This window comes from Sphingobium sp. 22B (assembly GCF_001580035.1).
In the GTDB taxonomy this organism is placed as follows: Bacteria; Pseudomonadota; Alphaproteobacteria; order Sphingomonadales; family Sphingomonadaceae; genus Sphingobium; species Sphingobium fuliginis.
Genome location: NZ_LTAB01000006.1, coordinates 153678 through 180605, shown reverse-complemented (window position 1 = coordinate 180605; position 26928 = coordinate 153678). Strand labels below are relative to the sequence as shown.

20 protein-coding genes and 1 pseudogene are annotated in these 26928 nt (G+C 63.4%); 18 read left to right on the top strand and 3 right to left on the bottom strand.

The window, feature by feature from the left end:
- Window positions 1–12: 12 nt before the first annotated feature.
- Window positions 13–2052 carry a M3 family metallopeptidase gene (locus A0J57_RS08130; RefSeq protein WP_061936964.1) on the top strand — a complete coding sequence of 680 codons (2040 nt, stop codon included), beginning with the start codon at window positions 13–15 and terminating at the stop codon, window positions 2050–2052.
- A gap of 41 nt (window positions 2053–2093) precedes the next feature.
- Here the strand turns inward: A0J57_RS08130 and A0J57_RS08125 are convergent, their stop codons facing one another.
- Window positions 2094–2588: an Lrp/AsnC family transcriptional regulator gene (locus A0J57_RS08125; RefSeq protein WP_061936961.1), complete on the bottom strand. Its 495-nt coding sequence runs from the start codon at window positions 2586–2588 to the stop codon at window positions 2094–2096.
- Window positions 2589–2965: 377 nt separating this feature from the next.
- Here A0J57_RS08125 and A0J57_RS08120 point away from each other — a divergent pair, with 377 nt between their 5' ends.
- From A0J57_RS08120 to tnpA, 8 genes are all read left to right on the top strand, one after another.
- Window positions 2966–5344 carry a TonB-dependent siderophore receptor gene (locus A0J57_RS08120; RefSeq protein WP_153017830.1) on the top strand — a complete coding sequence of 793 codons (2379 nt, stop codon included), beginning with the start codon at window positions 2966–2968 and terminating at the stop codon, window positions 5342–5344.
- A 3-nt stretch (window positions 5345–5347) separates the two neighbouring features.
- Window positions 5348–7174 carry an ABC transporter ATP-binding protein/permease gene (locus tag A0J57_RS08115; protein ID WP_153023164.1) on the top strand — a complete coding sequence of 609 codons (1827 nt, stop codon included), beginning with the start codon at window positions 5348–5350 and terminating at the stop codon, window positions 7172–7174.
- Entirely contained in the window at window positions 7167–7979 is an 813-nt protein-coding gene (locus tag A0J57_RS08110; protein ID WP_140043157.1) for a hypothetical protein, read from the top strand. The genes A0J57_RS08115 and A0J57_RS08110 overlap by 8 nt, the downstream gene beginning before the upstream one ends.
- A gap of 76 nt (window positions 7980–8055) precedes the next feature.
- Window positions 8056–8391, top strand: a complete 336-nt coding sequence (gene trxA, locus A0J57_RS08105; protein WP_061936949.1) for a thioredoxin — start codon at window positions 8056–8058, stop codon at window positions 8389–8391.
- The gene (locus A0J57_RS08100; RefSeq protein WP_061936946.1) at window positions 8388–9278 is read left to right on the top strand and encodes a hypothetical protein; all 891 of its coding nucleotides are present in this window, start codon (window positions 8388–8390) and stop codon (window positions 9276–9278) included. Before trxA ends, A0J57_RS08100 begins: the two co-directional genes overlap by 4 nt.
- A gap of 138 nt (window positions 9279–9416) precedes the next feature.
- A complete protein-coding gene (locus A0J57_RS08095; RefSeq protein WP_061936943.1) occupies window positions 9417–10727 on the top strand; it encodes a TldD/PmbA family protein in 1311 nt (436 codons plus the stop codon).
- A 19-nt stretch (window positions 10728–10746) separates the two neighbouring features.
- The gene (gene tldD, locus A0J57_RS08090; RefSeq protein WP_216820926.1) at window positions 10747–12213 is read left to right on the top strand and encodes a metalloprotease TldD; all 1467 of its coding nucleotides are present in this window, start codon (window positions 10747–10749) and stop codon (window positions 12211–12213) included.
- Between the two features lie 333 nt (window positions 12214–12546).
- Entirely contained in the window at window positions 12547–12966 is a 420-nt protein-coding gene (tnpA, locus tag A0J57_RS08085; protein ID WP_062017062.1) for an IS200/IS605 family transposase, read from the top strand.
- 19 nt (window positions 12967–12985) lie between these two features.
- Here tnpA and A0J57_RS25925 read toward each other — a convergent pair.
- A pseudogene (locus A0J57_RS25925) lies at window positions 12986–13127 on the bottom strand (IS481 family transposase); the annotation flags it as partial.
- 158 nt (window positions 13128–13285) lie between these two features.
- Here A0J57_RS25925 and A0J57_RS08080 point away from each other — a divergent pair.
- Both A0J57_RS08080 and A0J57_RS08075 read left to right on the top strand, forming a co-directional pair.
- Window positions 13286–14197: an alpha/beta hydrolase gene (locus A0J57_RS08080; RefSeq protein ID WP_061940719.1), complete on the top strand. Its 912-nt coding sequence runs from the start codon at window positions 13286–13288 to the stop codon at window positions 14195–14197.
- Window positions 14194–15207 (top strand): substrate-binding domain-containing protein, encoded by a 1014-nt coding sequence (locus tag A0J57_RS08075; RefSeq protein ID WP_064232781.1) that lies wholly within the window; start codon window positions 14194–14196, stop codon window positions 15205–15207. The genes A0J57_RS08080 and A0J57_RS08075 overlap by 4 nt, the downstream gene beginning before the upstream one ends.
- Before the next feature lie 15 nt (window positions 15208–15222).
- On the opposite strand, the gene A0J57_RS08070 is transcribed toward A0J57_RS08075, so the two are convergent.
- Complete coding sequence (locus A0J57_RS08070) at window positions 15223–16149, bottom strand: alpha/beta hydrolase (protein ID WP_061940716.1); 927 nt, start codon at window positions 16147–16149, stop codon at window positions 15223–15225.
- 146 nt (window positions 16150–16295) lie between these two features.
- Between A0J57_RS08070 and A0J57_RS08065 the strand changes: the two genes are divergently transcribed.
- The 7 genes from A0J57_RS08065 to A0J57_RS08035 all read left to right on the top strand — a co-directional run bounded on the left by A0J57_RS08065 (window position 16296) and on the right by A0J57_RS08035 (window position 26896).
- Entirely contained in the window at window positions 16296–18611 is a 2316-nt protein-coding gene (locus tag A0J57_RS08065) for a TonB-dependent receptor (RefSeq protein WP_153017896.1), read from the top strand.
- Window positions 18608–20293 (top strand): alpha,alpha-trehalase TreF, encoded by a 1686-nt coding sequence (gene treF / locus A0J57_RS08060; protein ID WP_064232779.1) that lies wholly within the window; start codon window positions 18608–18610, stop codon window positions 20291–20293. The genes A0J57_RS08065 and treF overlap by 4 nt, the downstream gene beginning before the upstream one ends.
- Window positions 20290–21603: an acetyl-CoA hydrolase/transferase family protein gene (locus tag A0J57_RS08055; protein ID WP_061940710.1), complete on the top strand. Its 1314-nt coding sequence runs from the start codon at window positions 20290–20292 to the stop codon at window positions 21601–21603. The genes treF and A0J57_RS08055 overlap by 4 nt, the downstream gene beginning before the upstream one ends.
- A 12-nt stretch (window positions 21604–21615) precedes the next feature.
- Entirely contained in the window at window positions 21616–22869 is a 1254-nt protein-coding gene (locus A0J57_RS08050) for an MFS transporter (RefSeq protein WP_061940706.1), read from the top strand.
- Between the two features lie 6 nt (window positions 22870–22875).
- Window positions 22876–23916 (top strand): alpha/beta hydrolase, encoded by a 1041-nt coding sequence (locus tag A0J57_RS08045; RefSeq protein WP_061940703.1) that lies wholly within the window; start codon window positions 22876–22878, stop codon window positions 23914–23916.
- Window positions 23917–23918: 2 nt separating this feature from the next.
- Window positions 23919–25508 (top strand): AMP-binding protein, encoded by a 1590-nt coding sequence (locus tag A0J57_RS08040; RefSeq protein ID WP_061940700.1) that lies wholly within the window; start codon window positions 23919–23921, stop codon window positions 25506–25508.
- 203 nt (window positions 25509–25711) lie between these two features.
- Window positions 25712–26896 carry a lipid-transfer protein gene (locus A0J57_RS08035; RefSeq protein WP_061940697.1) on the top strand — a complete coding sequence of 395 codons (1185 nt, stop codon included), beginning with the start codon at window positions 25712–25714 and terminating at the stop codon, window positions 26894–26896.
- The last annotated feature ends 32 nt before the right edge of the window (window positions 26897–26928 follow it).

The window sequence follows — 26928 nt, the reverse complement described above, 5'->3', positions numbered from 1 at the left end:
CGAAGAGGTACCATGCCGATCAACGCGCTGCTGCAAGCGAATGAACTGCCTCCGTTCGGGGCGATCACGCCGGAGGCGATCGGATCCGCGCTGGATGTCGCCATTGCGGCGCAGGATGCGGTCATCGAAGCGCTGGTCCGGCACCGGCCCACCGCGTTCACGGAGACATGGCTTCCGCTTGAGCGGGCTGGGGTTGCGATCGAGGCGCTCTGGTCGGCGGTTTATCATCTGCATGCCGTGGCGGACACGCCGGAACTCCGCGCTGCTTATGCCGCAGGCGAGGCCAGGCTGGTCGAAGCCGATATGCGCAAGCGACAGAATCGCGATCTGTTCGATGTTCTGACGGCGCTCTCCACATCGCCCGGCTTCGCAGAACGGCCGGCTGCCGATCAGGTCGCGGTCGAGCATGCCCTGCGCGATTTCAGGCTGTCCGGCGTGGCGCTGGAACCAGAGGCACGGGCAAGCTACGCCGAGATGTCGGTCGAGCTGTCCCGGCTTTCGACCGAATTTGCGAGCGCCGTGCTCGACGCGACCGATGCCTGGTCCGAACTGGTGACCGATGAAGCGCTGCTCGCCGGGATTTCCGACACGGACAAGGATATGTTCCGTGCGGCCGCTCTCGCAATGGGACGAGAGGGGTGGCTGGTCACATTGCAGCAACCGAGCGTCAACGCCGTGCTGACTTTCGCCGAAAATCGTGAACTTCGCGCTCGTGTGTACGAAGCCTATGGCACGCGCGGCTCCGATCAGGGACCGCAGGCCGGGCAGTTCGACAATTCCGCGAGGATCGCGCGAATTCTGGAGTTGAGGCGCCAGGCAGCGCATCTGTTGGGCTTCGCCGATCCGGTCGACTGGTCGCTTGCCACCAAGATGGCGAGCGACGCCGGCGAGATTCTTGCCTTCCTGCGAGACCTGGCGAAGCGCGCCAAGCCGGTGGCAGAGCGCGACCTTGCGGAATTGCGCGACCATGCCGCCGCCGAACTGGGAATCGAAACCCTCCAGCCATGGGACATCGGCTTCACCGCAAACCGTTTGCGGCAGGCGCGTTACTCGGTCGATGAACAGGCGGTGCGCGCATATTTTCCGGTTCAGCGTGTTCTTCAGGGTTGGGGAACGCTCCTCAAGCGCCTTTTCGGCATCAGCCTGATCGAACGTCAGGATGTCGCGCTGTGGCACGAGGACGCCCGCTACTTCGATGTAGCCGACGAGAGCGGCGCGGCGATTGCCGGTTTGTACCTCGATCTGCACGCGCGGACGGGCAAGCGCGGCGGCGCGTGGATGGCTCCAGCGCGTCCTCGGCTGAGCGATGGCGATATGATCGGCGTGCCGGTCGCCTATATGGTCTGCAACTTCACGCCGAAAAGCGAAGCGGCGCCTTCGCTGCTGTCTCATACCGATGTGCTGACGCTCCTTCACGAGACCGGACATTGCCTCCACCACCTCTTCACGCGGGTCGATCGGCCGAGCATCGCGGGAACGACGGGCTTCGAGTGGGACGCGATCGAGTTGCCGAGCCAGCTCATGGAGGATTTCGCCTGGGATCGCGATGTGTTGACCGGCATGTCGGGTCATCATGTGACCGGCGAACCTTTGCCGCAGTCGCTGTTCGACAGGCTGTCCGTAGCCCGGCACTTCCAGTCGGGCATGTTCATCGTCAGGCAGGTGGAGTTGTCGATGTTCGACATCCTGCTGCATCTGGGTACGATGGGCTCCGATCCGATGGAGGTGATCGAGGCGGTCCGCGAAGAGGTCGCCGTCGTTCGCCCGCCCGCGTGGCACCGCTTCCCGCATGCATTCACGCATATCTTCGCGGGAAGCTATGCTGCGGGCTACTATAGCTATCTCTGGGCAGAGATACTCGCAGCCGATGGGTTTCAAAGGTTCGCGGAAGCCGGCCTTGTCGATCGCTCGACCGGCGAGTTGTTTCGCGACGAGGTCCTCTCCAGGGGAGCCAGCCGCCCGGCGGCCGACAGCTTCCGCGCCTTTCGCGGCCGGGACCCCGACAACAGCGCGATCCTGAAGCGGCACGGGTTGATCGTGGAGCACCGTTGAGACGCACGATGCCCCTGTAAACCAGCGCATGCCGAAATGGATTACTCAGCCGCGTCCGGAGACGTGTTCAATGGCAAAGGCAGGGGAATGGCGCTTGAATTGCGATATTCCCCCACCGCGAAGGACGTCGAAACTTCGGTGAGGCGAACTTTGCTGGTCAGCACCTTGTAGAATGAGTCGAAACCCGCAATGTCGGGCAGAAGGACCTTGATGATGTAATCAACGCTGCCGGCAAGCCTGTAAAACTCGATGACCTGCGGTATGCTTAAGACCGCCTGTTGAAAAGTGGTGTTCCATTCCTCGGAATGCTCCGCGGCCTTGACGTTGACAAAGGCTATCAGATGAAACCCCAATGAAGACGGATTTAATACGGTCACTCGCCTCTTGATGACGCCGCGGTCTTCAAAAGATTTGATCCTCTTCCAGCAGGCATTCTGGGACAGCCCCACGAGTTCGGCAACCTCCTTGATCGTTACATTGGCATTATCCTGCACAATCCCCAATATCTTGATGTCGTGAAGGTCGAAATCGTGCACGTCGCTCTCCTTAATGCCCGGCGTCGATTTTGCCGTGAGGGCATAGCGATTTCGGGTCAATAGATCAGCCAAGATCGGCGCTGAATGTGGCATGGCACCATAGCTGAAGGCTGCCGGTGCGACGAGACGGCGAAACGAAAAACCACCGCAAACTCCGCGTGATAAAGAAAATTAGATTATTCGTCATATAAAGCGAACATAATCCCTTGAATATATAAATATGGCGAACTAATGTCGCTTCTGCCAACCCGAGATGGGATAACGATTCGCCGTCACCTCGCCCCTTCTTCTTCCGTTTCAGCGCAAACTCGACAAATGCGCTGCAAGGAGCGCGGCAGCTGCGGAGATGGTCATGCCAGCCTGGATTGCGATGTTCGGTGAAACAGATCCCGGGCATCGAGGCACGAAAGGGAGGACTCGAAATGAGGTGGGGAACTACAACCGCTGTGGTGGCGCTGGCCGTGTGCGGCGCGCAACAGGCTTATGGGCAGACCGTCACGCGCTACGACTTCGATGTTGCGGCAGGCCCGCGGCGGCAGGTCATCCAGACAATCGCCGGTATCGCTGGTGCTGACGTATCGTTCGCTGACGCGGCCGACAAGGGGCTCGATCAGGTCGTGGGGCCTGTACGCGGTAATTTGACACTTGCGCAAGCCCTTCGGGAGGCGCTGGCAGGCAGCAAGTGGTTCGTCGAGACGGCGGGTAACGGACAGGTTCGTATCGCCCGCTCCGGCGGAAACGCGGACATCATCGTCACTGGCAGGCGCGATCCTCTTCGCAAGGAGGACTCCAATCTTCTCACCCGCTCCGACACGCCCTTGAAGGATACGCCGGGAACGATCGTGTCGGTGACGCAATCGGTGCTCGCAACCCAGAACACGACTTCATTGAACGAAGCTATTCGGAACCTGCCGGGCGTGACTTATACCCCAGGTCCGCCGAGCCAGATCAGTTCACGTGGGGACAGCACGCGGGGCGCTTCGTTCACCAACGGCCTCCGAAACTCGATTGCGGGGGGAGACGCGCCTACGATCGACGTGGAGTCGATCGAGGTTTTGAAAGGACCGTCATCCGTTCTGACCGGGACCTCGGTGGCTGGCGGCCTGGTCAATCTCAACCCGAAAAGGGCGACGGGGACAAGCCTTCCCCAATTCGACTTCGGCGTGGGCAGCAACGACTATATTCGTGGTTCAGTGGATGTCGGAGGAACGATATCCGAATCCGACCGGCTGTATTGGCGTTTTGTCGGCTTGTCGGAGCATGCGGACCGGCAAAGCAATGGAGGGCAAAATCCACATTCCTATGCGGCTTCCGCGATCTTCGGTTACCGGGACAATGGATGGAAGATCGACGCAAGCTCTCAAATCTACGACACTCGCATTGTCTACGGCAAACTATATTATGCAGACCCGACGACAAACACCGTTCAGCCGGTGACAATTTTTTCCAACGATAACAACTATTATAAAACCCGGTCGCTGTCGCAGAATCTGGGCGTCGAACGCGATCTTGTCACGTCCGAGGCGTTCACGCTCCGCTTGCGATCGCGAATGCGGTATCAATATGCCGAGCAGACCCTTCAAAACCAGCTTTATCAGGGCAAGTATAATTTCGGCGGCGCCATCGGCATCATCGACTTGGTGACGGGCAACAACAGTTTCTCGAAAAACTATCAGTTCAGCTCATCGAGCGACCTTTACGCCAAGCTTGAGACCGGATCGGTCACGCAGCAATTTATCGTCGCTTTCGATTATTCGTGGCAGAAGATCAACCAGATCGCATCCGGTTATAGCGCATTGGTCCCCTTCCAGCCGCTTCCTTCGCTTGGGTCTATTCCCGACAGCAGCAATCCCAACAGGAATGAGCTGCGGGCAACCCGCAAGGATTACGGCCTCGTGGTTCAGGACCAGATAAGCTGGGGGCCCTTTCATGCCCTCCTCAGCGCGCGCCAGACCTGGTACGATTTGACAAGTCGGCAGGTCTTTTACCCCTATCTTATCAACAACGACGCGGATCAGCGCATCAGCAAGCTGCTGCCGACCGGCGGATTGGTCTTTAGCGCCACGAAATGGGCGTCGATCTATTACACCTATCAGAAGGCCGTAACCCCCCCTAATTTGGGGGTCCGGACCTATCAGGGGGCGCCATTTCCGGCCGCCATCAGCACAGGGCACGAAGCCGGCGTCAAGCTGGAGCTTTTCGGTGGCCGCCTTTCGGTAACCGGCGACTATTTCCGAAAGGACAACAACAATTATCCCCTGATCGATCCGGCGCATCCGGGTTTTTACATTCCCGGTCCCGGGCAGAAGTCGGAGGGTTTCGAGATCAATCAAAGTGGGAAGATCACGCCAACGCTGTTCCTGCAGAGCGGATTTGCCTACACCACCTCCAGAAGCGCAACACCCCTTGTTTCAGCGCCGCGTTATCAGGCAAATGCCTGGCTGCTGAAGTCCTTCACGCTTGGCGACAGGCAGCAACTCGACATCGGCTTTGGCGGCAACTATCAGAGCAATGTCAATCTGGTTAAGACCGATTCCTTGACCGGCATAACCACTTATCCGAAGTTTCCGAATAAATATGTTCGTTTCGATGCCGCCGTCGGTTATACCTACGGTCCATATAAGCTGAACCTGACGGTCAACAATCTGTTCGATCGGTTCAATATTTATACGCCGCTGGTGGCCAACAGCCTTTACCAGGGGGTCGGCCGGGAATTTCGGCTCGTCTTCACCGCGGCTTTGCCGAAATCGAGGTAGAATGTGACCGCGAGCGTATCCGACATTGGTGCTGATGCCGTAGTCGCGACCGAATGTCCCCCGGATTTTGCACATCGCAATGTCTGGGGAGACGTCGCCTACATGGTCCGCCTCCTTGCGTTTCACGTCAGGCGGGACTGGATTTTTGCCGTGCCTTTGTGGGTTCTTTTGCTAGGCGCGGGCGTGGTCGGCTCTTACCTGCAATTGCGGTACATCAGGGAGCTTGCAAACGTCACCAACGGTCTGGTCGTCAGCAATCGTCCTGCCGTGGTCGCCGCGCTGACAGGCGCGGTGGTCTTCATCGTCCTGACCGCAATCCATCATGGCTTGCAATCGGCACTCGCCTATACCCTGCGTATCCGCATCAGGACGGCGCTCACGGGCGAGCTATTGAAGCGGTGGCTGGGCGGCCGCGGCTTTTATCGTCCGTTGCAGGACCACGCGCTCGACCATCCCGAACAGCGGGTCCAGGAAGATGTCTATAATTTTGGCCTGTATCTTATTCAGCTGGCTCCCGCGCTGGTTGCGTCGGCCACGACGTTCTATCTTTACTCCAACCAGTTATGGCTGCTGTCTTCACCGCTGCCAGTCTCCATGCCGTCCGGCGGGCAGATCATCATACCACGGGCGCTCTATGTTCTGGCGATCGCGACGGCGATCGTCGCGACGCTCAGCGCTCACCTGATCGGCCGGATCTATACGCGGCTGGACGTGGTGCGGCAGCGGATCGAGGCAGGTTTCCGCCACGATCTCGGTCAGGCCCGCGAATTTGCCGAACAGATCGTTCTGGGCGGCGGGCAGGCGCTCGAGGAAGCCCGTGCCCGGCACGACTATGCACTGATCCGGCGGAACTGGCGACCGTACACGGGGAGTGCCGCGAGCCTTGAGGCGGTACGGGTGCTGATCACCCTGTTGGCGTCGGTCATTCCGACTGTCCTTCTCTTCCCACTCGTTCTGGCCGGCAAGATGCAGGTCGGCGACCTTACCATCGCGGGGGTGGCATTCGGCGCGGTGTTTCACGCATTTGGCAGCATCTCGACAAATTATGACGGATTTGCGCTCCTGCGATCGGCGTCGCAGCGTATCCAGCTGATGGACGAGTCGCTGTCATATGAGCAGTCCTCGGGCTTCGTGCACGCCGCTGCCGACAGGCCTGAGTTTGCGGTGCGCGACCTGGAAGTACGGACCGCGGCCGGCCATAAGCTGTTCTCGATCGACAAGCTCACGATCGGCGCCGGAGAGCGCTGGCTGGTGCGGGGCATGTCCGGATCGGGCAAGAGCACCTTCTTCCGGGTCATGTCTGGCATCTGGCCGTTTGGATCGGGCACGGTAGAGCATCCCTCGCAAGGATCGAGGGTCATGTTCCTGCCGCAGAAGCCTTATCTGCCGAACGGCACGTTGGCGGAGCTGCTGAGCTATCCCAGTCCTTCCGATGCGTTCGCCCCGGCGGACTATCGTGCAGTGCTGACGGACATTCGGCTTGAGCGCCTGATCGGCGACATCGGCGCCGCGCGGAGCTGGGCGAAACGGCTTTCTCCCGGGGAACAGCAGCGCGTGGTGCTCGCCCGGGCGCTGCTGCAAAAGCCCGATTTCCTGTTCCTGGACGAGGCGACGAGCTCGCTCGATCCCAAGACGGAAGCGGCGATGTTCGAGGCCTTGATAAAACGACTGCCCGACACGTCGCTCGTCACGATCGCCCATACCGACCGGCTGACTCGATATCATAGCCATCAGCTGCAGATCGAGAATGGTGGGGTCACGGTCGCCGAGCTCAAGGGAGCTGCCGAGGGGGCGTCAATCAACCAGTCTGAAAGATCCCATAATGACTGAGCACAATGAGAGGTTACAGGACGTGGCCGCCGCCGCCGACCCGGTCGCCCCGCTTTTCACTGACGGTTCGCGCTCTGCGGCGCTGATCGAATGGGCAGGATCGCGGGGCATAGATGCGGCCACCATCCTGCTTGCAGGCGAATTGTCCCGGATGGACGAGCATGGACAGGCGGCTTTCGTCACGGCCATTGTGGAAGAAGCGCGAATCCAGCCGGGGGACGGGCTGCGTTGGTTGCTGTGGTTGTGGAACGACGCGCCGACGCCGATACGGTCCCGCCTGTCCGAACAGCACGACATTCGGGCGGTCGAGGAAGTCATGGAGATCCACCGGCGCGCGCTTGCCGGAGAGGCGGTCAGCAACCCGGTCTGGCGCGCGGCCCGCCGGCAGTTCGCAGCGGCGATGACGCCGGACGCTCCCGCGGCAGCGGTCGAAGCGATCATGTCGTCGATGTGGGACCTCCATGCGACGCCGGGAGCCGTGGCCGACGTCGCCAGCACCTGGATAGTCCAATCCAGCGCTGCGGATGCCTTTGAACCGGCAGGCTGGACGGCAGCCGAGCATCATCGGGTGCAATCGACCTGGGACGCCTATGGCATCGAGCAGGCGCATCATAACCGCAGGCTGCCCGGCGAAGACGATGCCGCCTTCGGTGAACGCCTGCAGCGATACACGCTGGAGAACCCCGTCCCGCTCAGCTCGGACGATTTCGACAATTGGCGGACCTGGCAGGCGGAACGGCAGAAGATCATGACCGCGCGCGTTGAAGAATTGCGGGCCGGATTGCGCGGCATCGTCAGCCGCTGACCCCTTCACCCAACACATCACGCCCCTTCTTCCCGTTTGAGAACGGCGAAGATCGGCCACCATTGAGGAACATATCATGGCAAATATCCCATCGGCCACCGACGCAACCTTCGAGGAAAAGGTCCTGAAGTCGGACATTCCCGTGCTTGTCGACTTTACGGCGGCCTGGTGCGGGCCGTGCAAGGCGATGGCGCCGGCGATCGAGGACCTTGCGCGCGAATATGAGGGCGAGGCGGCAGTCTATCTGGTCGACATCGACGAGAATCCCAACACCCGTCATGCCCAGGGCATCATGGGCGTCCCCACGTTCATGATCTTCAACCGCGGCGAACTGGTGGAACGGTTCACCGGCAGCATGAGCCGGTCGAAATTGGCAGCGGCGCTTGAAGCCGCCATCGAGGCCGCCCAGTGAGCATCGCGAGCAGGCGCGCTCTGCTGACGCTGATCGCGGAGGCCGAGCGGAACGGCGATGCGGCGGCATTGCCATTCTATGCAACGCCGGCGGCGGAGGTCTCGGCTTTTGCAGCCCGATATGATTTCGACCTTAGTTTCCTGAATCTGATCATGACCTTCGCGATCGGCGACGCGGGCTTCTGGCGCCAGGTCGTTGAAGCACTGCCGCCAGGCGCGGACGGCCGGATTGCCGCTGCGCGCTGGATCGAATGGCTATGGAAGGATGCGGAGACCGAACTTCGAAATCGGGTTGGCGACGCTGCGCTGTGGGCGAGCGGGGACAGGGTCTGCGACCTCCAGCGCCGTGCCGCTGCGGGCGAGGACGTGGCTCGCAGCGACTGGCGACAGGTGCGGGCGAGGCTGGTGAGCCGCGATGGCGACGATGACGTGCAGGCGGCAGCGATCGAGGGGATTGCCGCGGCAGCCTGGGACCTTGGCAGCGCGCCTGGCGCAGCGGCCGACATGATCTACGCCTGGAAGGCCATGCTGTTCGCCGAGGTCGGCCGAGACCTGGAGTGGACCGCGGAAAAGCAATCCGCGGCCAACGAGCGCTTCGATCGCATGGCCGCCTCCGCTCGTGCAAACGCGGACGCCGCCGTGCAGCAGGCAAGAGCGGAAGGCACTGACGTAGCGCCTGAAGGAGGGCCCATCGAGACGACGCCCTTCTATCGCGACGCCTATAACAAGGGTGTGGCCGACTTTATCGCCGCCAATCCTTCCGACCTCGATCTTTATGGCCAGCGGACGCGGGCCGCGGTCGACAATATGTACCAGCTCGGTCGTGACGGTTTGTTGCGCCAGGTCGCCTCTCTGTCCACCGCGCCGGCTTCGATGGTGAGCGCCTGAAACGGCGGTGACGGGCCGTATGGGTGACGGGGCAGGATCAACAGGATGTCATCGGCCGTACAGCGACTGGACTGGGTGAGGAGGAACGGGATCGTGCGTGGCTCAGGCGACGGTTATCTCCTGAAAAGCAGGGAAGATTTGGCGCAGATCGCGCGAGACGCAGCAAACCGCGCCATGCAGCGTGGCGCGCAGCAGGTCGTTGCTTCCGCCAACGAAGTCGCAGGCATCGTCATGCGCGCGCGCGGCGGCGTGTTCGGCAGCGCGATACGCGAAGGCAAGCAGGTCGTCAGCATCCGGATATTCGATCGCGGCCGTACCGGAACCGCGACCACCTCCGCCCTGACCCGCGCGGGCCTTGATCTCGCGGCGGAACGCGCCATCGCGATCGCCCGCACGGTCGAGCCCGATCCCGACGCCGCTCCCGCCGCGGACGAGTGGCTTGCACGGTCCGCGTCCGAGGTGCCGATGTTCGAGCCTTCGAACCTCACCGCGCAGGATCTGGGCGGCATGGCGCTGAAGATCGAAGAGGCGGCCCTGGCGGCAGGCGGCGGGTCGGTCCGCGTCAATGACGCCGGCGCCGCCAGCATCGACGCCAGCGCCGCCATGGCGATCGGTCGCGATTTCGATCGTTCGCTCGTCGCGTCCAGACATGATATCTGGTGCAGCGCCATCGCCGAGCAGGACGGGATGATGGTGCAGGATAGCTGGTCGAGTTCCGATCGGCGGGTATCGCAGCTCCTGCCGCCCTTCATGGTCGGCAGGACGGCGGCGGACCGTGCGTTGCGCAAGCGGGGCGGTCGCACAGTCGACACGCAAACATGCCCCGTCCTGTTCGACGCGCCGGTCGCCGCGAGCCTGGTGTACGATATTGTCGGCGCACTGACCGGCGCGGCCCAATATAGGGGCGCGACGTTCCTGACCGGGGGCAAGGGCGCGCAGGCACTTTCCGGCCATGTCGATCTGCTTGAGGACCCGTTCGAGCCTTATGGCCTTGGCAGCGGGGTGTGCGACAGCGAGGGCGTCGCGAGCATCCACCGTTCCGTGATTTCAGGTGGGCGCGTGGAGGATTATTTTCTATCGTGCTTCTACGCGCGCAAGCTCGGCCTTCAACCGACGGGCAATGCCGATGGCGTCCGCAACCTGCATTTCACCAGCCGCCATCCCCCTCGATCGACAGCGGCGCTGCTGCGTCTTCTGGATCGGGGACTTTGGGTCACTGAGTTGATCGGCGGGGCCGTCGACCCGGTCACGGGTACCTATTCGAAGGCAGCCGCGGGGTTCTGGATCGAGAATGGCGCCATCGCCTTTCCGGTGCAGGACATCACGATTGCCGGTGAACTGCCGGTGATGCTGCGGCAGATCGTCGCGATCGGCGGCGATGTTCATCGCAGCGGCGCGGTGCGGACCGGGTCCGTTCTGATCGAGTCCATGCGCATCGCGGGCCGGTGATCGCGGAGCAGGAGAAACCATGTCGGCCTATCAGGAAATGTCGCAACAGGATGCGGTGTCGATCGCCGAGCACCGGTTGCTGGAACCCGCCGGACTCGCGCGAGGGACAGTGGCTGCTGCTGTCGACAGGCTGCTCGGCAACGGTGCCGACCATGCCGATCTCTACTTCGAGGCAGGCCAGGCCGAAAGCTGGAGCCTTGACGACGGCAAGGTGTCCGCGGGACAGTTCTCCATCTCTCAGGGCTTCGGCGCACGCGCGGTCACCGGAGAGCAGACGGCGTTCGCATATTCCGGCGATATGACGCCCAAGGCGATCGAGGCGGCCACCGGTACCGTGCGAAGCATGCTGCTGCATGGCGATGACGCGCGACGGAGCGGGGGTGTGGCCATCGACACCGGCAACAAGCGCCCGCTGCTGTATGGCATCGACAATCCGCTGGAGTCGTTGCCTGACGCCGGGAAGATTTTGCTCCTCCAGGAACTCGATCGTCGCTGCCGGGAGGCCGATCCGCGTATCGTTCAGGTGTCTGGCCGGCTGGAAGCCTCGCACAACATTATCCTGGTCATGGACAGCGACGCATCGGTCGCGGCCGATGTGCGGCCATTGGTGCAGCTGGCCGTCACCGTCATCGCCCAGTCCGGGACGCGCCGGGCAATGGGCACCGGCGTGGAGGGAGGACGCTTCACCCTGGCCGAGTTCCACGGCGAGCGGCTGGAACGGCTGGTGCGCACCGCCGTGAGAATAGCGCTTGTGAACCTCGACGCCCGGCCGGCGCCGTCGGGTGTGATGTCGGTGGTGCTGGGCAATGGTTTTCCCGGTGTCCTGCTGCACGAAGCGGTCGGCCACGGCCTGGAAGCGGACGCGCACCTCAAGCGGTCGTCGGTCTTTACGGAACGAATGAACGGGCGGATCGCGGCGGAGGGCGTGACGGTGATCGATGACGGCACCCTGGCCGAACATCGCGGCTCGCTGAACGTGGATGACGAAGGCGTGCCCACCTCACGCAACGTCCTGATCGAAAACGGGCATCTCACCGGTTTGATGCAGGATCGGAAAAGCGCTCGTATGATGGGGCGGGCGCCCACGGGCAACGGCCGGCGCCAAAGCCATGCCCATCTGCCGATGCCGCGGATGACCAACACCTACCTTGCCCCCGGCGACAAGGAGCCGGAGGAGATTATCCGGTCGGTCAGACACGGTGTCTATGCCGTCGCCTTTGGCGGTGGCACGGTGGACATTACGAGTGGCCAGTTCAATTTTTCGGCCACCGAAGCCTATCTGATCGAAGATGGAAAGGTGACCGCCCCGATCCAGGGCGCCGTGTTGATCGGCCTCGGCCACGAGGCGCTCAAGCATGTGTCCATGATCGGCAATGATCTGCGTTTCGCCGATGGGGTTTGCGGCAAGGAAGGGCAGACTGTTCCCGTCTGTGTCGGCCAGCCGACGATTCGGATCGATGAGATGGTCGTTGGCGGAACTGCCTGATTGTTTAGAGTCCTCCAGTAGGAGCAACCCCTCCGACTTCAGTCGGATACTGGCTTCAGCCTTGGACTCGGCCAGTAGTCTGTACCCTCGGAGAAAAATGAACAAGGAGCAACCCCTCCGACTTCAGTCGGATACTGGCTTCAGCCTTGGACTCGGCCAGTAGTCTGTACCCTCGGAGAAAAATGAACAGCCCGAAGGGCGAGAGTTCATTTTTCTCCGAGGGTACAGACTATGGGCTACAGCAGCGGTTGTCACACGACCTTTCATCATCGCTACCATCTGGTCTGGGCGCCGAAATATCGGTTCAAGGNTTTTTCTCCGAGGGTACAGACTATGGGCTACAGCAGCGGTTGTCACACGACCTTTCATCATCGCTACCATCTGGTCTGGGCGCCGAAATATCGGTTCAAGGTGCTGCATGGCGAAGTGCGGCTGCGAGTTCGTGAGATCATCCGGCAGGTCTGCGCCGAAATGGGCGTGACCATCGTCCATGGCGTGCTGTCGCGTGATCACGTCCACATGTTCGTCGAGATACCGCCGCATGTCTCGGTCAGTGACTTCGTGCGCCGTGCCAAGGGCCGGTCATCGCGCAAAATCCAGCAGGAGTTCGAGCATATCCGCAAGCGCTACTGGGGCCAACGCTTCTGGCAGCGCGGCTACTTCTCGACCACGTCCGGCAACATCACCGATGACACCATCCTGCGTTACCTCGACAGGCATGGCCACAAAAACGGCTTCAGCCCTTCGACATGATCCTACCGGCGTCAGCCGGTCAGTCATTCAGTTCCTGCATCTGATGGTGTGGGTCGAGCATAAACCGCTGCGGCTCTTTTGCAGATATATTCGTATGGCGTGAGGCCGCGCAGGGTTTTGAGGCGGCGGCCAAAGTCGTACGCGTCAATGAAGTCGTGGAGGGGCGGTCGGTGCCTCCAATGCCCGCTCCCATAGCCCGACATGGCACCGACGGCTGAAGCGGCGATGGACCGTCTTCCATTCGCCCGTTTGCACTTGCATTAAAAAATGCGCATGAGCCCGAAAAATGCTATCGATGTCATTTTGGGAAAGGCGCCGAATGCTCAATGAAGAAATCGCCCAGTTCCTGGGCCCGGGATCGGATGCTCATCCCATTTTCGACGCGTCGGGGATTTCCGCGATGCGCGAAGGAATGCGAATGGCCGGGGCCGCTTTGCCGGCGCCGACGCTGGAGATCCAGGATCACGAAGCCAATGGCGTTCCGGTGCGGTTATACAAGCCGCATGGCATGCAGCATGTTCCAACGCCACTCCTGGTCTTCCTTCATGGGGGCGGCTGGATGCTTGGCGATATTGAAAGCCACGATGCGCCGTGCAGAGTCCTTGCGGACAGGGCGCAATGCGCGGTGCTGGCCGTAGGCTATCGTCTCGCGCCCGAACATCCTTTTCCCGCGGCGCTCGATGATTGCGCCAATGCCTTTGAATGGGCGTTGGCCAATGCCGGGTCTTTGGGGTGCGACGCGGATCGGATCGCCCTTGGCGGAGAGAGTGCCGGCGCCAATCTTTGCGCCGCCCTGACCATCCGCTTTCGCGATCGGGCCCAGGACCAGCCCGCCTTCCAGTTCCTCGTTCATCCGGCAACGGACCTGCTGTTGGGCCAATCCAGTATCGATGATGTCTCGCTTCCCGGCATGACGCGGTCATATCTTGAAGCGTGCGTGCGAATATATGCTGGGGACCAGGATGCGTCGCATCCATGGATTTCTCCCATGCGATGCCCGGATCTGTCGAATCTTCCCCGCTCCGTCATCTATACCGTGGAGGTCGACCCGCTTCGCGACGATGGCGAGAATTACGCCCTGGCACTTGCCCGGGCCGGGACCGAAGTGTTGATTCAACGTCTGCCGGGGCTGCCGCATGGCTTTATGGTCTTGCCGACCTCCCTTCAGGCGGTAGATCGTGCATTCGACCAGTTGGCACAATGCCTCAAATCCTATTTCGGTGACAGATGAGTACGCCACCCAAGAAAGAGAGCGCCCCAGCCCGCCCCACCATGGCGATGGTCGCAAAGATGGCGGGAGTATCCAAGATCACCGTGTCCCGCGCTCTGGGCGGCAGTGCCCTTGTGCGGCCCGAGTTGCGCGAAAAAATAGTCGAGATTGCCCGTGAGGCCGGCTATCGGATGAACTCTGCGGCACGGTCGTTGCGGACGAGGCGGTCGCATACCATCGCCATGGTCATCGAACGCCTGATCGCCGGCGACCGCCCCATATCCGATCCGCTGCTGCTTGCGATGATCGGCGGCCTGCTGGAAATCCTGACCCCCTCCGGCTACGCCATGCTTCTGACCACCAGCGATCACTATCTTGATCATAACGCCATCGATGCGGACGGCATCATCATGCTGGGACAGGGCCTGAAGGGAGAAAGGGTGAAGCCGATCGCCGCATTGGGCTTGCCCATGGTGATCTGGGGCGCCGTCACTGCCGCAAATGGCCTGACCGTCATCGGGAGCGATAACCGGCAGGGTGGACGGCTCGCCGCCGGGCATCTGGTGGAAAGGGGCCGGCGCAAAATTCTTTTCCTGGGCGATCATCGCCACCCGGAGGTGGGCGAACGCCTGGAAGGGGTTCGCGATGTCGTGGCCGCCACGACGGCGGCGCTCGTCGGCAGCATCGCTTGCGAATTCTCGCGCGTGGCGGGTGCGTCAGCCGTGCAACAGGCGTTGAGCCAGAATATGGAGTTCGACGCGATCATCGCGGCCAGCGACTTTATCGCTGCCGGCGCTTGCGACGCTCTTATCGACAGAGGCATGCGAGTGCCCGATGAGGTCGCGATCACCGGTTTCGACGATATTGCGGTGGCCACAAGCAACCGGCCGCCCCTGACCACGATTCGCCAGGACTGGTCGGCCGCCGGCAGGCTGTTGGGCGAGGCGATCCTGCAGTCGGTCGCGGGGGAAGAAAAAGGCTTTTCCTCCACGATCCTTCCGGTGGAACTCATTGTGCGGCAGAGCAGCTGAGGAACCCGCTCCTGCTCAGGAGAGGCGTTTTTGGAAGAATCCCGCCAGAAGCGCGAATACCTCCCGCGATTCCGGCAGGTCAACGTCGACATGGTGCGCATGCCACATGCCGTCGAACATCGTCAATTCAGCATCCCTGCCCGCCGCCCTCAGCCGCCGATGCATGACCGTGACGGAGCTGGCCGCGAAGTCCCTGGTCCCGCTCACAAGCAGGGCGGGGGGAAATCGTGCCAGAACAGCGGGGTGCTCACCGGGAAAGACCGAAGCGTCCTTCGGATCGGTACCGGCGAAATAGGGCAGATCATGAAGCCGCTGGACGGCAGCCGCATCCGCCGTTCCGTTGAGCAGCGCCGCCATCTCCAGCGAATCGCCGCCAAGATCGACGCCGGCCGCATGGAGCATGGCGATCGCCTCCGGAAGCCGGTCGCCGCGCTGGATCATGCGGGACACGACCTGCGCCGTCAGCACCGCGCCCGCGGAGCAGCCGTATATGCCCAGTTTGAGGGCAGGGTTTTTCGACCGGAGATCATCGATGACGGTGAGCACGTCCAGCACGGCGCAGGGATAAGGATGTTCCGGCGCGAGGCGGTATTCCACGGCCAGAACCGCCATATCCGCGACCGCCGCGACCGGCACTGCCTCGATCAAGGCTCCCGCCCCGTTCCCCCACATGAAAGCGCCCCCATGAAGGCAGATGAGGATCTTGTCCGGGGGCGCCGATGGACGCCGCACCAGCTGCGCCGGTATCCCGTTGATGACGAGAGCCTCTGTCTCGACCGGATAGTGACGGCTTGCCACTTCCAGGCGCGCTGAGTTGATGCGGTCGTAGTGACGGCGCAATTCATCGACGCTTTCGATCGGCGGCGCATCGTCCGCCCTGATCGCCTCAAACCGATCCCCGGCCATGCCGCTGACCCAGCGGGCGAACGGAGGTGGCGGCATCGCGGCGCCATCCCAATTGTTATCGGTGCCAAACCCCTCATCCTCTTTTTCTACAGACTTTTTCACGCGTGATGATCTCCGATTGACATCGATACCATTGCCCGATAGTGCCGGTTCGCACAAATGAAATTTTTGGGAGGGTGAGCGTGAAGGGTTGGATGTTGATACTGGCGAGCACTTCGGCGATCGCGCTTATAACGCCTGCTCACGCGCAGCAGCTTGCCGGCCTTGCCGATAGTGAAACGGCAGCGGCTTCCGGCGCGGGCGCGACTCAGGCGAGGAGCCAGTCCGTTGATGAGGCGAGCGGGGGCGGCGAGACGACGTTCGGCGACATCGTAGTCACCGCGCGGCGTAGAAGTGAGCGTCTTCAGGATGTTCCTCTTTCCGTAACCGCCTTCTCGCCCGAGGCGCTGAGCGAGAGCCGCATTGTCGGGCGGACCGACCTTGCCAACTACACGCCGTCTCTTATCACGATCACCGGCGGCTATCCGAGCGAGTTTGCCTTCTTCGCCTTGCGCGGGCAGGGGCCGGCCTTCGGGTCCGTTCCCGGCGTCATCAACTATTTCGCGGAAGTTCCGGCACTGGTCGGCATCGACGGCCGCGTCGGTTCCTATTTCGACCTGGCGAATGTGCAGGTTCTGTCCGGCCCTCAGGGCACCTTGTTCGGCAAGAACGCGACCGGCGGCAACATCCTCTTCGAACCCCAGCGGCCGACCGACCGGCAGGAAGGCTATATTCAGCTGGAGGTCGGCAATCTGCAGGATGTGCGGGCAGAATTTGCCGTCAACCTGCCAATCGTAAGCGACAAAATACTGTTCCGTATCGCTGGCGAGGAAGGTCGGAGAGACGGTTATACCAGGGATGTCGGCCCTTATTTTCCGGGCAGGAAATATGACAATCTGGACTATCAAAGTGTCCGGGCCAGCCTGATCGTCCGCCCGACGGACAATGTGGAACTCTATACCGTCGCGCGCTACTATCATTCCAGGACCAATGGTCCAGGCACCGTGCTCACGCAGTTCAACCCGGCCCTCGGCGTTCCCGCCGCGCCCGCGCTCCTCCTCTTCCCCGGCCTCGCCACTGCGGTGGCTGATCAGCAGAACCGTGGGCCGCGACGGGTGTCCTACGATCTCGACCAGTTTTCCTCCACCTCCTACTGGCAGGTCCTCAATCAGGCGCGCGTCGATCTGACGGACGAACTGACGCTCAAGAACATCGTCAGCTATTCGGAAATGACCTATCGCTACGCCTATGATTATGATGCAAGCCCCTTTCCGATCGGCGGCCAGACCAGCCGGACGGGCAATCCCACGCAGGCGCCCACCTATCTGACCGAAGAATTGCAGTTGCAGGGCAAGCTCTGGAACGACGCGCTCAACTTCAGCGTGGGCGGCTATTATGATCGCTTCGGCCATCACAAGGATCAGGGCGGGCTCTTCACGCAATATCCGCTCAGCCTGCTGATCGGCCAGATACCCGCCGTCATCAATACGACGGCAAGAAGCTATGCGGTCTTCGGCCAGGCCACGATCGACCTTGGCAAGGCAGGCGTGATCCCGGGTCTCAGCCTGACCGGCGGCCTGCGCCACACCTGGGACGAAACGGCGAACTTCACCCAGATTTCCGTACTGCCGGCGACGGGCGGGACGGCGAAGTTCGACTATACGAGCTACAATCTCAGCGCCGACTATGTGATCTCGCTCGGCGTGCACGTCTATGCCACCAGCCGGAACGCGTACAAGGCAGGCGGCGTCAACGGCCCGGTGCCGGAAGGTTCCTCCTTCCGCACCTTCCCGCCCGAAAAGCTGCAGGACGTGGAAATCGGCCTGAAGAGCCAGATGAGGATCGCAGGCGTCCCGACCCGCTTCAATGTCGCGGCCTATCGGGGGAACTACAGGAATATCCAGCGCACCACGACCGAACTGATCGAGGGAGCGCTGATCAACGTCACGCGCAGCGCGGCGAAGGGGCGCATCCAGGGCGTCGAGGTCACGGCCGCTGTCGAGCCGGTGCGCGGCCTGACGCTCAACGGCAGCTATTCCTATATCGACGCCAAATATACCAGGGTCGCCGATGCGTCGGCCGGCGCGATCCTGGCGGGATCGGCTTTCCCCTATACGCCCAAGCACAAGGTGACGCTCGGTGGCAGCTACCAGGCCGATCTGGGCTCGGTCGGGACGCTGGCCCTGTCGGCCAACTGGGCCTATCAAAGCAAATTCTCGACCGCGCAGAACAACCTTGCCCAGGTGCGCAATCTGCCGGGTTACGACACGCTGGCGCTGCGGGCCGGGGTCAACGGCATCGGCGGGTCGAACCTGGACCTCAACCTGTTCATGGCCAATGCGACCGACAACAGCTTCGCGACGGGGTTGCAGGATCTGTATAATGTCGGCGGCGGCACGGTCACCTACACCTATAACGAACCCCGCACCTATGGCGCGCAATTGCGGTTCCACTGGTGACGACCTTGCGTTCGGCGCCGACCTTCGTCGATTATTTTCCGGAGCCTGCACAATCCGGAACGGCTTGCGGCCTGGAACATGGCCGCAAGCCGCCCAGCGGCAAGGCGGGATATGTGGCGACGCCCGCCGACCTTTACGGGGCCTTGCTGGCGCAGGTGCAGCTCAATCAGCTGTTTGAGGACGGCAAGACCTTCGTCGATGCCGTGCCCCGGAGGAGCACCGACGATATTCTGAGAGCCTTCGAGGCCCTGCCGCACGACAGCCAGTGCCTTCGCGACTTCGTCATCGCCCATTTCGACCTGCCCGATCCCGCCGGTGTGCACCCGGCGCACGGTGAACCGGACCTGCGCCATTACATCCGGTCGATCTGGCCCGAACTGCACCGGGATGGCGCGCATCCGCCTGAGAACGGCTCGCTTCTTCCCGTGAACGGGTCCTATGTCGTTCCGGGCGGCCGCTTCGTCGAACTTTACTATTGGGACAGTTATTTCAGCATCCTTGGCCTGCTGCGCGACGGGTTCGAACATGTCGCGCAGGGGATCGTCACAGCCCTTGCCGATCTGCTGAAACGCTATGGGCGGATTCCCAACGGCACGCGCAGCTATTATCTCAGCCGATCGCAGCCGCCGCTCTATTTCGCCATGCTGGACCTGGTGCCGGACGCCAGACCGGCGGTGATGCGTCAGCGGCTCGACGCCCTTCTGATCGAACATGGCTTCTGGATGGACGGCGCGGCGGCGCTGGGACCGGGCGAGTGCGCGAAGCGCGTCGTGCGGATGCCCGACGGCGCGCTGCTGAACCGCTATTGGGACGATCGCGACACGCCGCGGGACGAATCCTATCTGGAAGATGTCGCGACCGCCAACGCGACGATGCGACCGCCGGAAGATGTCTTCCGCGCCCTGCGCGCCGGGGCCGAAAGCGGCTGGGACTTTTCGTCGCGGTGGTTCACGCCGGGCGGCGCGCTGGACAGCATTCGCACCCACCACATCGTCGCCGTCGACCTGAACGCCTTTCTTTACGGGATGGAGAGCGCCATCGTCCGCCTTGCCGACGAGCTGTGCGAAGACAGGATCGCGCGGCAGTTTGACGGGGCGAGGAAGCGCCGGCGCGCCGCGATCCACCGCTGGCTGTGGTGCGAGGCCGGCTATTTCAGCGACTTCGACCTGGAGAGCGGGCAACTTTGCGGGCAGCTGACGGCGGCGACCCATGCCCCGCTATTTACCGGCGTAGCGACCCGGGCCCAGGCGGCCGCCGTGGCAAGGCTGACGTCCGACCACCTGATCGCCCCCGGCGGGCTGCGCACGACGCTGATCGAAACGGGCGAGCAATGGGATGCGCCCAATGGCTGGGCGCCGCTGCAATGGATCGCCTTCATGGGCCTGCGCCGATATGGCCATCGCCGCCTTGCCGACATCATCGCGGCGCGATGGGTCGAGACCGTGGATTCGGTGTTCCAGCGCACAGGCTGGATTCATGAGAAATATGATGTCGAGCGGGGTATCGGCGGCGGAGGCGGAGAATATGCGCCGCAACTGGGCTTCGGCTGGACGAACGGCGTGACGGCGGCGTTCATGGATTTGTTGAGGATCCATTCATCAGGCCGGGAAGGCCGGGGTCCGGTAACGGTGCATGGCGTGCCCGACCGCTTCGCGGCCATGCCGGAAGGACCGATCGAATGACGCGCGATACCGATGCCTATCGCAGCAAGCTGATGTCCCCTGAGCAGGCCGCAGCCTCCATCCCCCATGGCGCGCGCATCTGCATGGGGCTGGGTGTGGCGCAGCCGCCGGCCATATTGCAGGCTCTGGCGAGGCGGGGGGAAATCGGCGACATCGAAGGCGCCAGCCTCTATTATCTGCTCTCCACCGCCATTGCCGGGACGAGTGTGCTGCGGCGTGAACTGGGCGAGCGGCTCCGCCCCATGTCCCTTTTCCACAGCGCGGTGGAACGTGCCCTCGACAAGGAAGCATCGGCGCTGGGCGGCAGGCCGGTCGACCTCATCCCGGTCGCCTTCAGCCGGGTTCCGCAGATGCTGCGCGACGACATAGGGGTGGATACGCTCGTCACGCAGGTGGCGCCCCCGGATGAGGATGGCAATTTCAGCCTCGGCACCAATGTCGATTATGCACATGCTGCCGCGCGGTGCTGCACGCGGGTGATCGTGGAGGTCAATCGCCACATGCCCCGGACCGGCGGCGCGAGCGTCATCCCGCTATCGGCGGTGACGGCGATCGTCGAGCACGACCAGCCCCTGCCCGAGATCATGCCAGTGTCGCGGCGGCCGGAGGACGATGCGATCGGGGCGATCATCGCCGGCCTCGTCGATGACGGCGCCTGCCTGCAGATGGGGATCGGCGCCGTGCCCGAAGCGGTGTGCGCCGCCCTGAAGGGGCATCGCCATTTGGGCATCCACACCGAACTCCTGACCCCGGGGCTCGCCGGGTTGATGGCATCGGGGGTGGTCGACAACAGCCGCAAGGCCGTTCATCCGGGCAAGACGATCTTCACCTTCGCCATGGGCGATCGCCGCTTTTACGAATTCCTCGACGGCAATCCCGATCTGGAGGGGCATCCGGTCGATCATGTCAACGACGCCGCGATTATCGCGCGCAATCCCAGGGCGGTTTCGGTCAACGCGACCCTGGAAGTCGATTTGCAGGGCGCCTGCAATTCGGAGGTGGTGAATGGCCGTCAATATAGCGCCGCAGGCGGGCAACTGGACTTCGTGCGCGGCGCGGGCGCTTCGCCGGGGGGCAAATCCATCATCGCGTGCCATGCCACCGCGGCGGGCGGCACCGTCTCGCGCATCGTGCCGCGCCTCAATGGGCCGGTCACGACGCCGCGCAACGACGTGCACATCATCGTGACCGAGTTCGGCTGGGCGGATCTGCGCGGCAAGTCGCTGGCCGAGCGCGGAAAGGCGCTGATCGGCATCGCCCACCCCCGCTTCCGGGACGAACTGGCGGCCCAACTGGACCGGCGGATGTAAAGGAGGCGGCCGATGATTGAACAGCCCATCCTGCCAGGCGCGGACGCCATGCCCGCAGCCCCACCCCTATCCGATGGCAAGCGTCTGTCGCTGGAGGTGTCGGGCCTCTATCTGGCGCTCTACCTTCATTTCGGCTTCTTCGCCTTCCTGCCGCTCTGGCTCGCGAAAATGGGCGCGCCGGCCGGGGAGATCGGGATATTGATGGCGATCCCGCTGGTCCTGCGGCTCGTGACCGTCGCGCCCTTTTCCGCCTGGGCCGGCCAGAGCGGGCGGGTGCGGGACTCGATCCTCGTCACGGCGCTCAGTTCAGCCGCGCTGGTTGCGTTGCTGATCCTGGAGCCCGGCCATATCGGCCGGATCGCCATCGTGCTGGCCTTCGCCATCGTCTGGGACCAGGTGCCGGTGCTGACCGACGCCTATGCGGTGATGGCGGCGCGGAGCCGGGGACTGGATTTCGGCCGCATGCGCGTCTGGGGCTCCATCGGCGCGGTCGTCTCCAGCGCGAGCGCAGGCTGGGCCTTCGACCTGCTCGGCATCGAAGCGCTGCCGCTGGTCGTGGCCGCGCTGCTGCTGCTGCCGGCGATGATGGCCGCCCTGGTTCCGTCCGACCGGCGGATGATACAGGCCAGCGCCGTGCGCGGCGGACGCTGGCGCGAGGTCATGGCCGACCGCGCGCTCATCCGCGCCATGGCTGCCTCCGCGCTCGTCATGGCCAGCCATGGCGTGCTGACCAGCTTCGGCGCGATCCAATGGAGCGCGCGGGGCATCGGCACGGGCACGATCGGCCTGCTGCAGGCCTGCGCGGTCAGCGCCGAAATCCTGGCCTTCTGGTTCGGATCGAAGCTGCTGGGGCGGAGGGACCCGAGATGGATGATCTGGATCGCCGCCTGCTTCGCCGCGCTGCGCTGGATCATCATGGCCGGCAATCCGGGCGTCGCCCCGCTGTTCGTCGTCCAGCTTTTACAGGGGTTGACGGCGACAGGCGCTATCCTTGGCGCCATGCTGACCATCGCCAGACGGGTGCCGATGCAGTCGAGCGCGGCGGCGCAGGGCCTGAACGCGGTGCTGCAGGGCCTCGCGCTGTCGGTGACGACGGCCGGGTCGGGATGGCTGTGGCCGCATGGCGTCGCCTTCTCCTATCTTGCCATGGCGGTCCTGGCGGCGTTTGCCGGCGTGCTCGCCTGGCCTCTCTTTTCGCGGCGCGATCCGGGCGCCGCTCCTGCCGCTGAATCCGGCGGCATCACTGCGTCGCCGGAAAGGAGTTAGACACGCATGCTTTCGAAGCTTCGCTACCTGATCCACAAGGCCATGATGGCAGCCATGGTGGCGGCCGCGGCAAAAGCGTCGGCCACCGCGCAAACGGCGCCGACGGACCAGAAGAATATCGCCAAATGGTCGCTGCCCAACACCCTCAGCCCGGAAGGCCGCGCCATGGCGGCGGCCATCGCCGCCGCGCCGGTTCCGGACCCTGAGCCGCCGCTGAAAGCGCAGCGACAATTTGTCGACGATCTTCAGGCTGGCATGGGCCGGGAACTGGTCAAACGCTACGGCGTTCGCGTGGAGCAGTCGTCGATCGCCGGCGTGCCGGTGCGGATCGTCTATCCCAAGGGCGTGACGTCCCTGGGCAAGGCCCCGATATTGATGAACCTGCATGGCGGCGGCTTTCAGCTCGATTCCGGGTCGTTGACGGAAACGATCCCGATCGCCGCCCTTACCGGCATCCCGGTGGTGGCCGTGCTGTACCGGCTCGCGCCCGAACATCCCTATCCCGCTGCGCTGGACGACGCGCTCGCCGTCTATCAGGCGCTGGAAAAGGACCGTTCGGCTTCGCATATCGCCGTGTACGGCACTTCGGCGGGTGCGGCGCTGAGCGGGCAGCTGATCGCGCGCCTGACGCAGCTTGGCAAGCCGATGCCCGCGGCCATGGGCTATTTCTCGGGCAGCGCCGATCTCACCACCAGCGGGGATTCGGAATCCTGGATGCCGTTGCCGGGCGGCGCCAGGACCATGGCCGAGAGCGTAGCGAGCTATGTCGGCAAGACCGCGCCGGCCGATCCCGTCCTGTCTCCGCTCAAGGGCGACATCTCCCGCTTTCCGCCGACATTGCTGGTGACCAGCACCCGCGACATATTGCTCAGCCCCACATCGATCTTTGCCCGCGCCCTTCTGGAGCGGGGCGTCGATGCCCGCCTTGTCGTCTTCGACGGCCTGCCGCACGCCTTCTGGGCCTATATGGACATTCCCGAGACGCAGCAGGCGAACGCGCTGATGGCGGGGTTCCTGAAGGCGCGCCTGAACGCGGGAGCGCGCTGACCATGTATTCCGGCCTGTCCGATCAGCGGCGATGGACCTTTCCGTTCGTCATAGAGGAACAGGCGGCGGTGCTGGGCGACGCGCCGTTCGTCACCATGACGACGGGAGAGGGCATCACCTACCGGCAGTTGCGGGACGACGCGGCGCAGGTCGCCGGCATGCTGGCGGCGGCCGGGGCTCGGGCGGGAGACCGGATCGCGCTCATGCTGCCGAGCGGACTCGACTTCCTGCGCGCCTGGGCGGGTATAGGCCGGCTGGGGGCGACGGCGGTCATTCTGAACAGCGAACTGACGGGCGCGTTCCTGGCCCATCCGCTCGCGGACTCCGCCCCGTCCGTCCTGATCGTCGACGCGCAATATGTCTCCCGGCTCGACGGGCTGGATGCGGCGATGTCGAGCGTCCGGAAGATCTTCGTCGCGGGCGCCGACCAACGGCCCGCTGGGGACATGTTCGATCGATGGCGCTCCGCAACCGCCCTGAACGCTCCGCTTCCGGGCGCCGCCGACATTGCCTGCATCATGTACACTTCAGGTACGACCGGCGCGCCCAAGGGCGTTCTGATGCCCCATGCCCATTGCTTCCTCTTCGGCCTTGGCGTGGTGGAGAATCTGGGGGTTACGGCTGACGACCATTATTATGTCTGCCTTCCCCTCTCCCATGCGAACGGCTTGCTCATGCAGCTCGGCGCGACGCTGATCGCGGGCGCCACCGCTACCGTGCGGGAGCGGTTTTCCGCGAGTGGCTGGCTGTCGGACCTGCATCGTTCGGGTGCGACCGTGACCAACACGCTGGGCGCGATCAGCGCGTTCGTGATCGCACAGCCGCCGGGCGGGCGGGATCGAAACCACAAGCTTCGGGCGATCGCCTCCGCCCCCAATCATCCCGATCACGATCGGATATGGCGCGAACGCTTCGGCATTGCCGAAGTGCTGGGCGGATATGGCATGACGGAGATCAACATCCCGCTCTACGGCCGCCGGGGCGAAGCGCGGCCCGGAACCTGTGGCCGCCCCTATGAGCGCTTCGAGGTCCGGATCGCCGACCCGGCGACGGACATTCCGGTTGGGCCGGGCGAAGTGGGGGAAATATTGGTTCGCCCTTGCGTGCCCCACGGCTTCATGGCCGGTTATCTCGGCCTCCCCGACAGGACCGTGGAGGCGTGGCGGAACCTCTGGTTCCACACGGGCGACGCGGGGCGGATGGATGCCGACGGCTATGTCACCTTCGTCGACCGCATCAAGGATTGCATCCGCCGTCGGGGCGAAAATATCTCCGCCACCGACATCGAGCGCACGCTGGCGGAACTGCCCGGCGTCAAGGAGGTGGCCGCCTTTGCGGTTCCTTCCGACATTCCGGGCGGCGAGGATGAGATCATGTGCGCCGTCGTGCCGCATGCCGACGGCCAGATCGATCCCGCCGCGCTGGCTGCCCACGCCCGGGCGCGGATGCCGCGCTATGCGCAGCCCCGCTACATCGAGTTCCTGACGGACCTGCCACGGACGGGCACCGAAAAGGTGAAGAAGGCGGATCTGCGCGAACGCGGCGTCACTGTGGCGACTTTGGATCTGCAGGCGCTTCTTCCCATGGGCTGACGGCCCTTCGACCGATCACTGGAATATTCGGGTATGACTTTCAAACCTGCCATTGCAGAGCGGCGCTTCGTCCTCGATCATATCGCAGGCCCTGGCGAGATCGGTTCTCCGCCGTGGCGAACGCACCGGCGGCAGCGCTTTGCGAGATCGATGCCGCCACGCTTGCGGCATAGCCCCCACGTCCGACATCGCAGGAGAATGACATGAGCAAGGCGCGCATTGCCGGCGTCGGCATGATTCCTTTCACCAAGCCGGGGCGAAGCGATGACTGGGACGTCATGGCCGAACAGGCAATCCGCCTGGCGCTGGCGGACGCCGGGATCACTTACGGGCAGGTCCAGCAAGCCTATGCCGGATATGTCTATGCCGACTCCACCGCCGGCCAGTCCGCGCTCTATCGCGTCGGGCTGACCGGCATTCCCATCGTCAACGTCAACAATAATTGCTCCACCGGTTCGACCGCGCTGTATCTTGCACGCCAGATGGTGGAAGCGGGCGTGGCAGACTGCGTGCTGGCGGTCGGCTTCGAGCAGATGCTGCCGGGCGCGCTCGGCATGATATTCAATGACCGCAAGGGCACGCTGGAGATGGCGCTGGCGCGCCAGGGCCAGTTGCAGGCGGCCGACGACGACGCCCCATTCGCCGCCCAGCAGTTCGGTGGCGCGGGGCTGGACTATCAGGCGCGTTATGGCGCGAGCGACGAAGCCTTCGCCCGCATCAGCGTCAAGGCGAGACGGCATGCGGCCAATAATCCGCTGGCGCTGCTGCGGGAACCGATCAGCCTGGAAGAGGTCATGTCCTCCAAGCATCTTTATGGGCCGATAACCCGCTTTCAGGCGTGCCCGCCCACCTGCGGCGCTGCCGCCGCTATCCTGGTGTCGCCAGCCTTCGCCGCCCGGCACGGGCTGAGCGCTTCGGTGGAGATCGTCGCGCAGGCGCTGACCACCGATCTGCCCGGCACGTTCGAGGAGCGCGGCATGATGAGTGTGGTGGGCCATGACATGACGAGGGAGGCGGCCCGGCAGGTCTATGAGGCCGCGGGCGTTGGTCCGGACGATATTCAGGCCGTGGAACTGCACGATTGCTTCACGCCGAACGAGCTCATCTCCTACGAGGCGCTTGGCCTCACGCCGGAGGGAACGGCGGAGCAATATATTTGCGACGGGCTGAACAGCTATGGCGGCAAGCACGTCACAAATCCTTCGGGAGGCCTGTTGTCCAAGGGGCACCCGCTGGGCGCGACGGGCCTTGCCCAATGCTATGAGTTGACCCACCAATTGCGGGGAACGGCGGAGCAGCGGCAGGTCGACGGCATTCGCTTCGGCTTGCAGCATAATATCGGTCTGGGCGGCGCGTGCGTAGTGACGCTGTACGGCCGGGCGGACTGACGGGCCGCTCGGCGATCAATCATCGAAGGGAC

Excerpts from the sequence above, each read along its gene's own strand:
- A0J57_RS08130 (WP_061936964.1), top strand. The coding sequence starts at position 13 with ATGCCGATCAACGCGCTGCTGCAAGCGAATGAACTGCCTCCGTTCGGG.
- A0J57_RS08110 (WP_140043157.1), top strand. The coding sequence starts at position 7,167 with ATGACTGAGCACAATGAGAGGTTACAGGACGTGGCCGCCGCCGCCGAC.
- trxA (WP_061936949.1), top strand. The coding sequence starts at position 8,056 with ATGGCAAATATCCCATCGGCCACCGACGCAACCTTCGAGGAAAAGGTC.
- tldD (WP_216820926.1), top strand. The coding sequence starts at position 10,747 with ATGTCGGCCTATCAGGAAATGTCGCAACAGGATGCGGTGTCGATCGCC.
- tnpA (WP_062017062.1), top strand. The coding sequence starts at position 12,547 with ATGGGCTACAGCAGCGGTTGTCACACGACCTTTCATCATCGCTACCAT.
- A0J57_RS08080 (WP_061940719.1), top strand. The coding sequence starts at position 13,286 with ATGCTCAATGAAGAAATCGCCCAGTTCCTGGGCCCGGGATCGGATGCT.
- A0J57_RS08075 (WP_064232781.1), top strand. The coding sequence starts at position 14,194 with ATGAGTACGCCACCCAAGAAAGAGAGCGCCCCAGCCCGCCCCACCATG.
- A0J57_RS08070 (WP_061940716.1), bottom strand. The coding sequence starts at position 16,149 with ATGCCGCCACCTCCGTTCGCCCGCTGGGTCAGCGGCATGGCCGGGGAT.
- A0J57_RS08055 (WP_061940710.1), top strand. The coding sequence starts at position 20,290 with ATGACGCGCGATACCGATGCCTATCGCAGCAAGCTGATGTCCCCTGAG.
- A0J57_RS08050 (WP_061940706.1), top strand. The coding sequence starts at position 21,616 with ATGATTGAACAGCCCATCCTGCCAGGCGCGGACGCCATGCCCGCAGCC.
- A0J57_RS08045 (WP_061940703.1), top strand. The coding sequence starts at position 22,876 with ATGCTTTCGAAGCTTCGCTACCTGATCCACAAGGCCATGATGGCAGCC.
- A0J57_RS08040 (WP_061940700.1), top strand. The coding sequence starts at position 23,919 with ATGTATTCCGGCCTGTCCGATCAGCGGCGATGGACCTTTCCGTTCGTC.
- A0J57_RS08035 (WP_061940697.1), top strand. The coding sequence starts at position 25,712 with ATGAGCAAGGCGCGCATTGCCGGCGTCGGCATGATTCCTTTCACCAAG.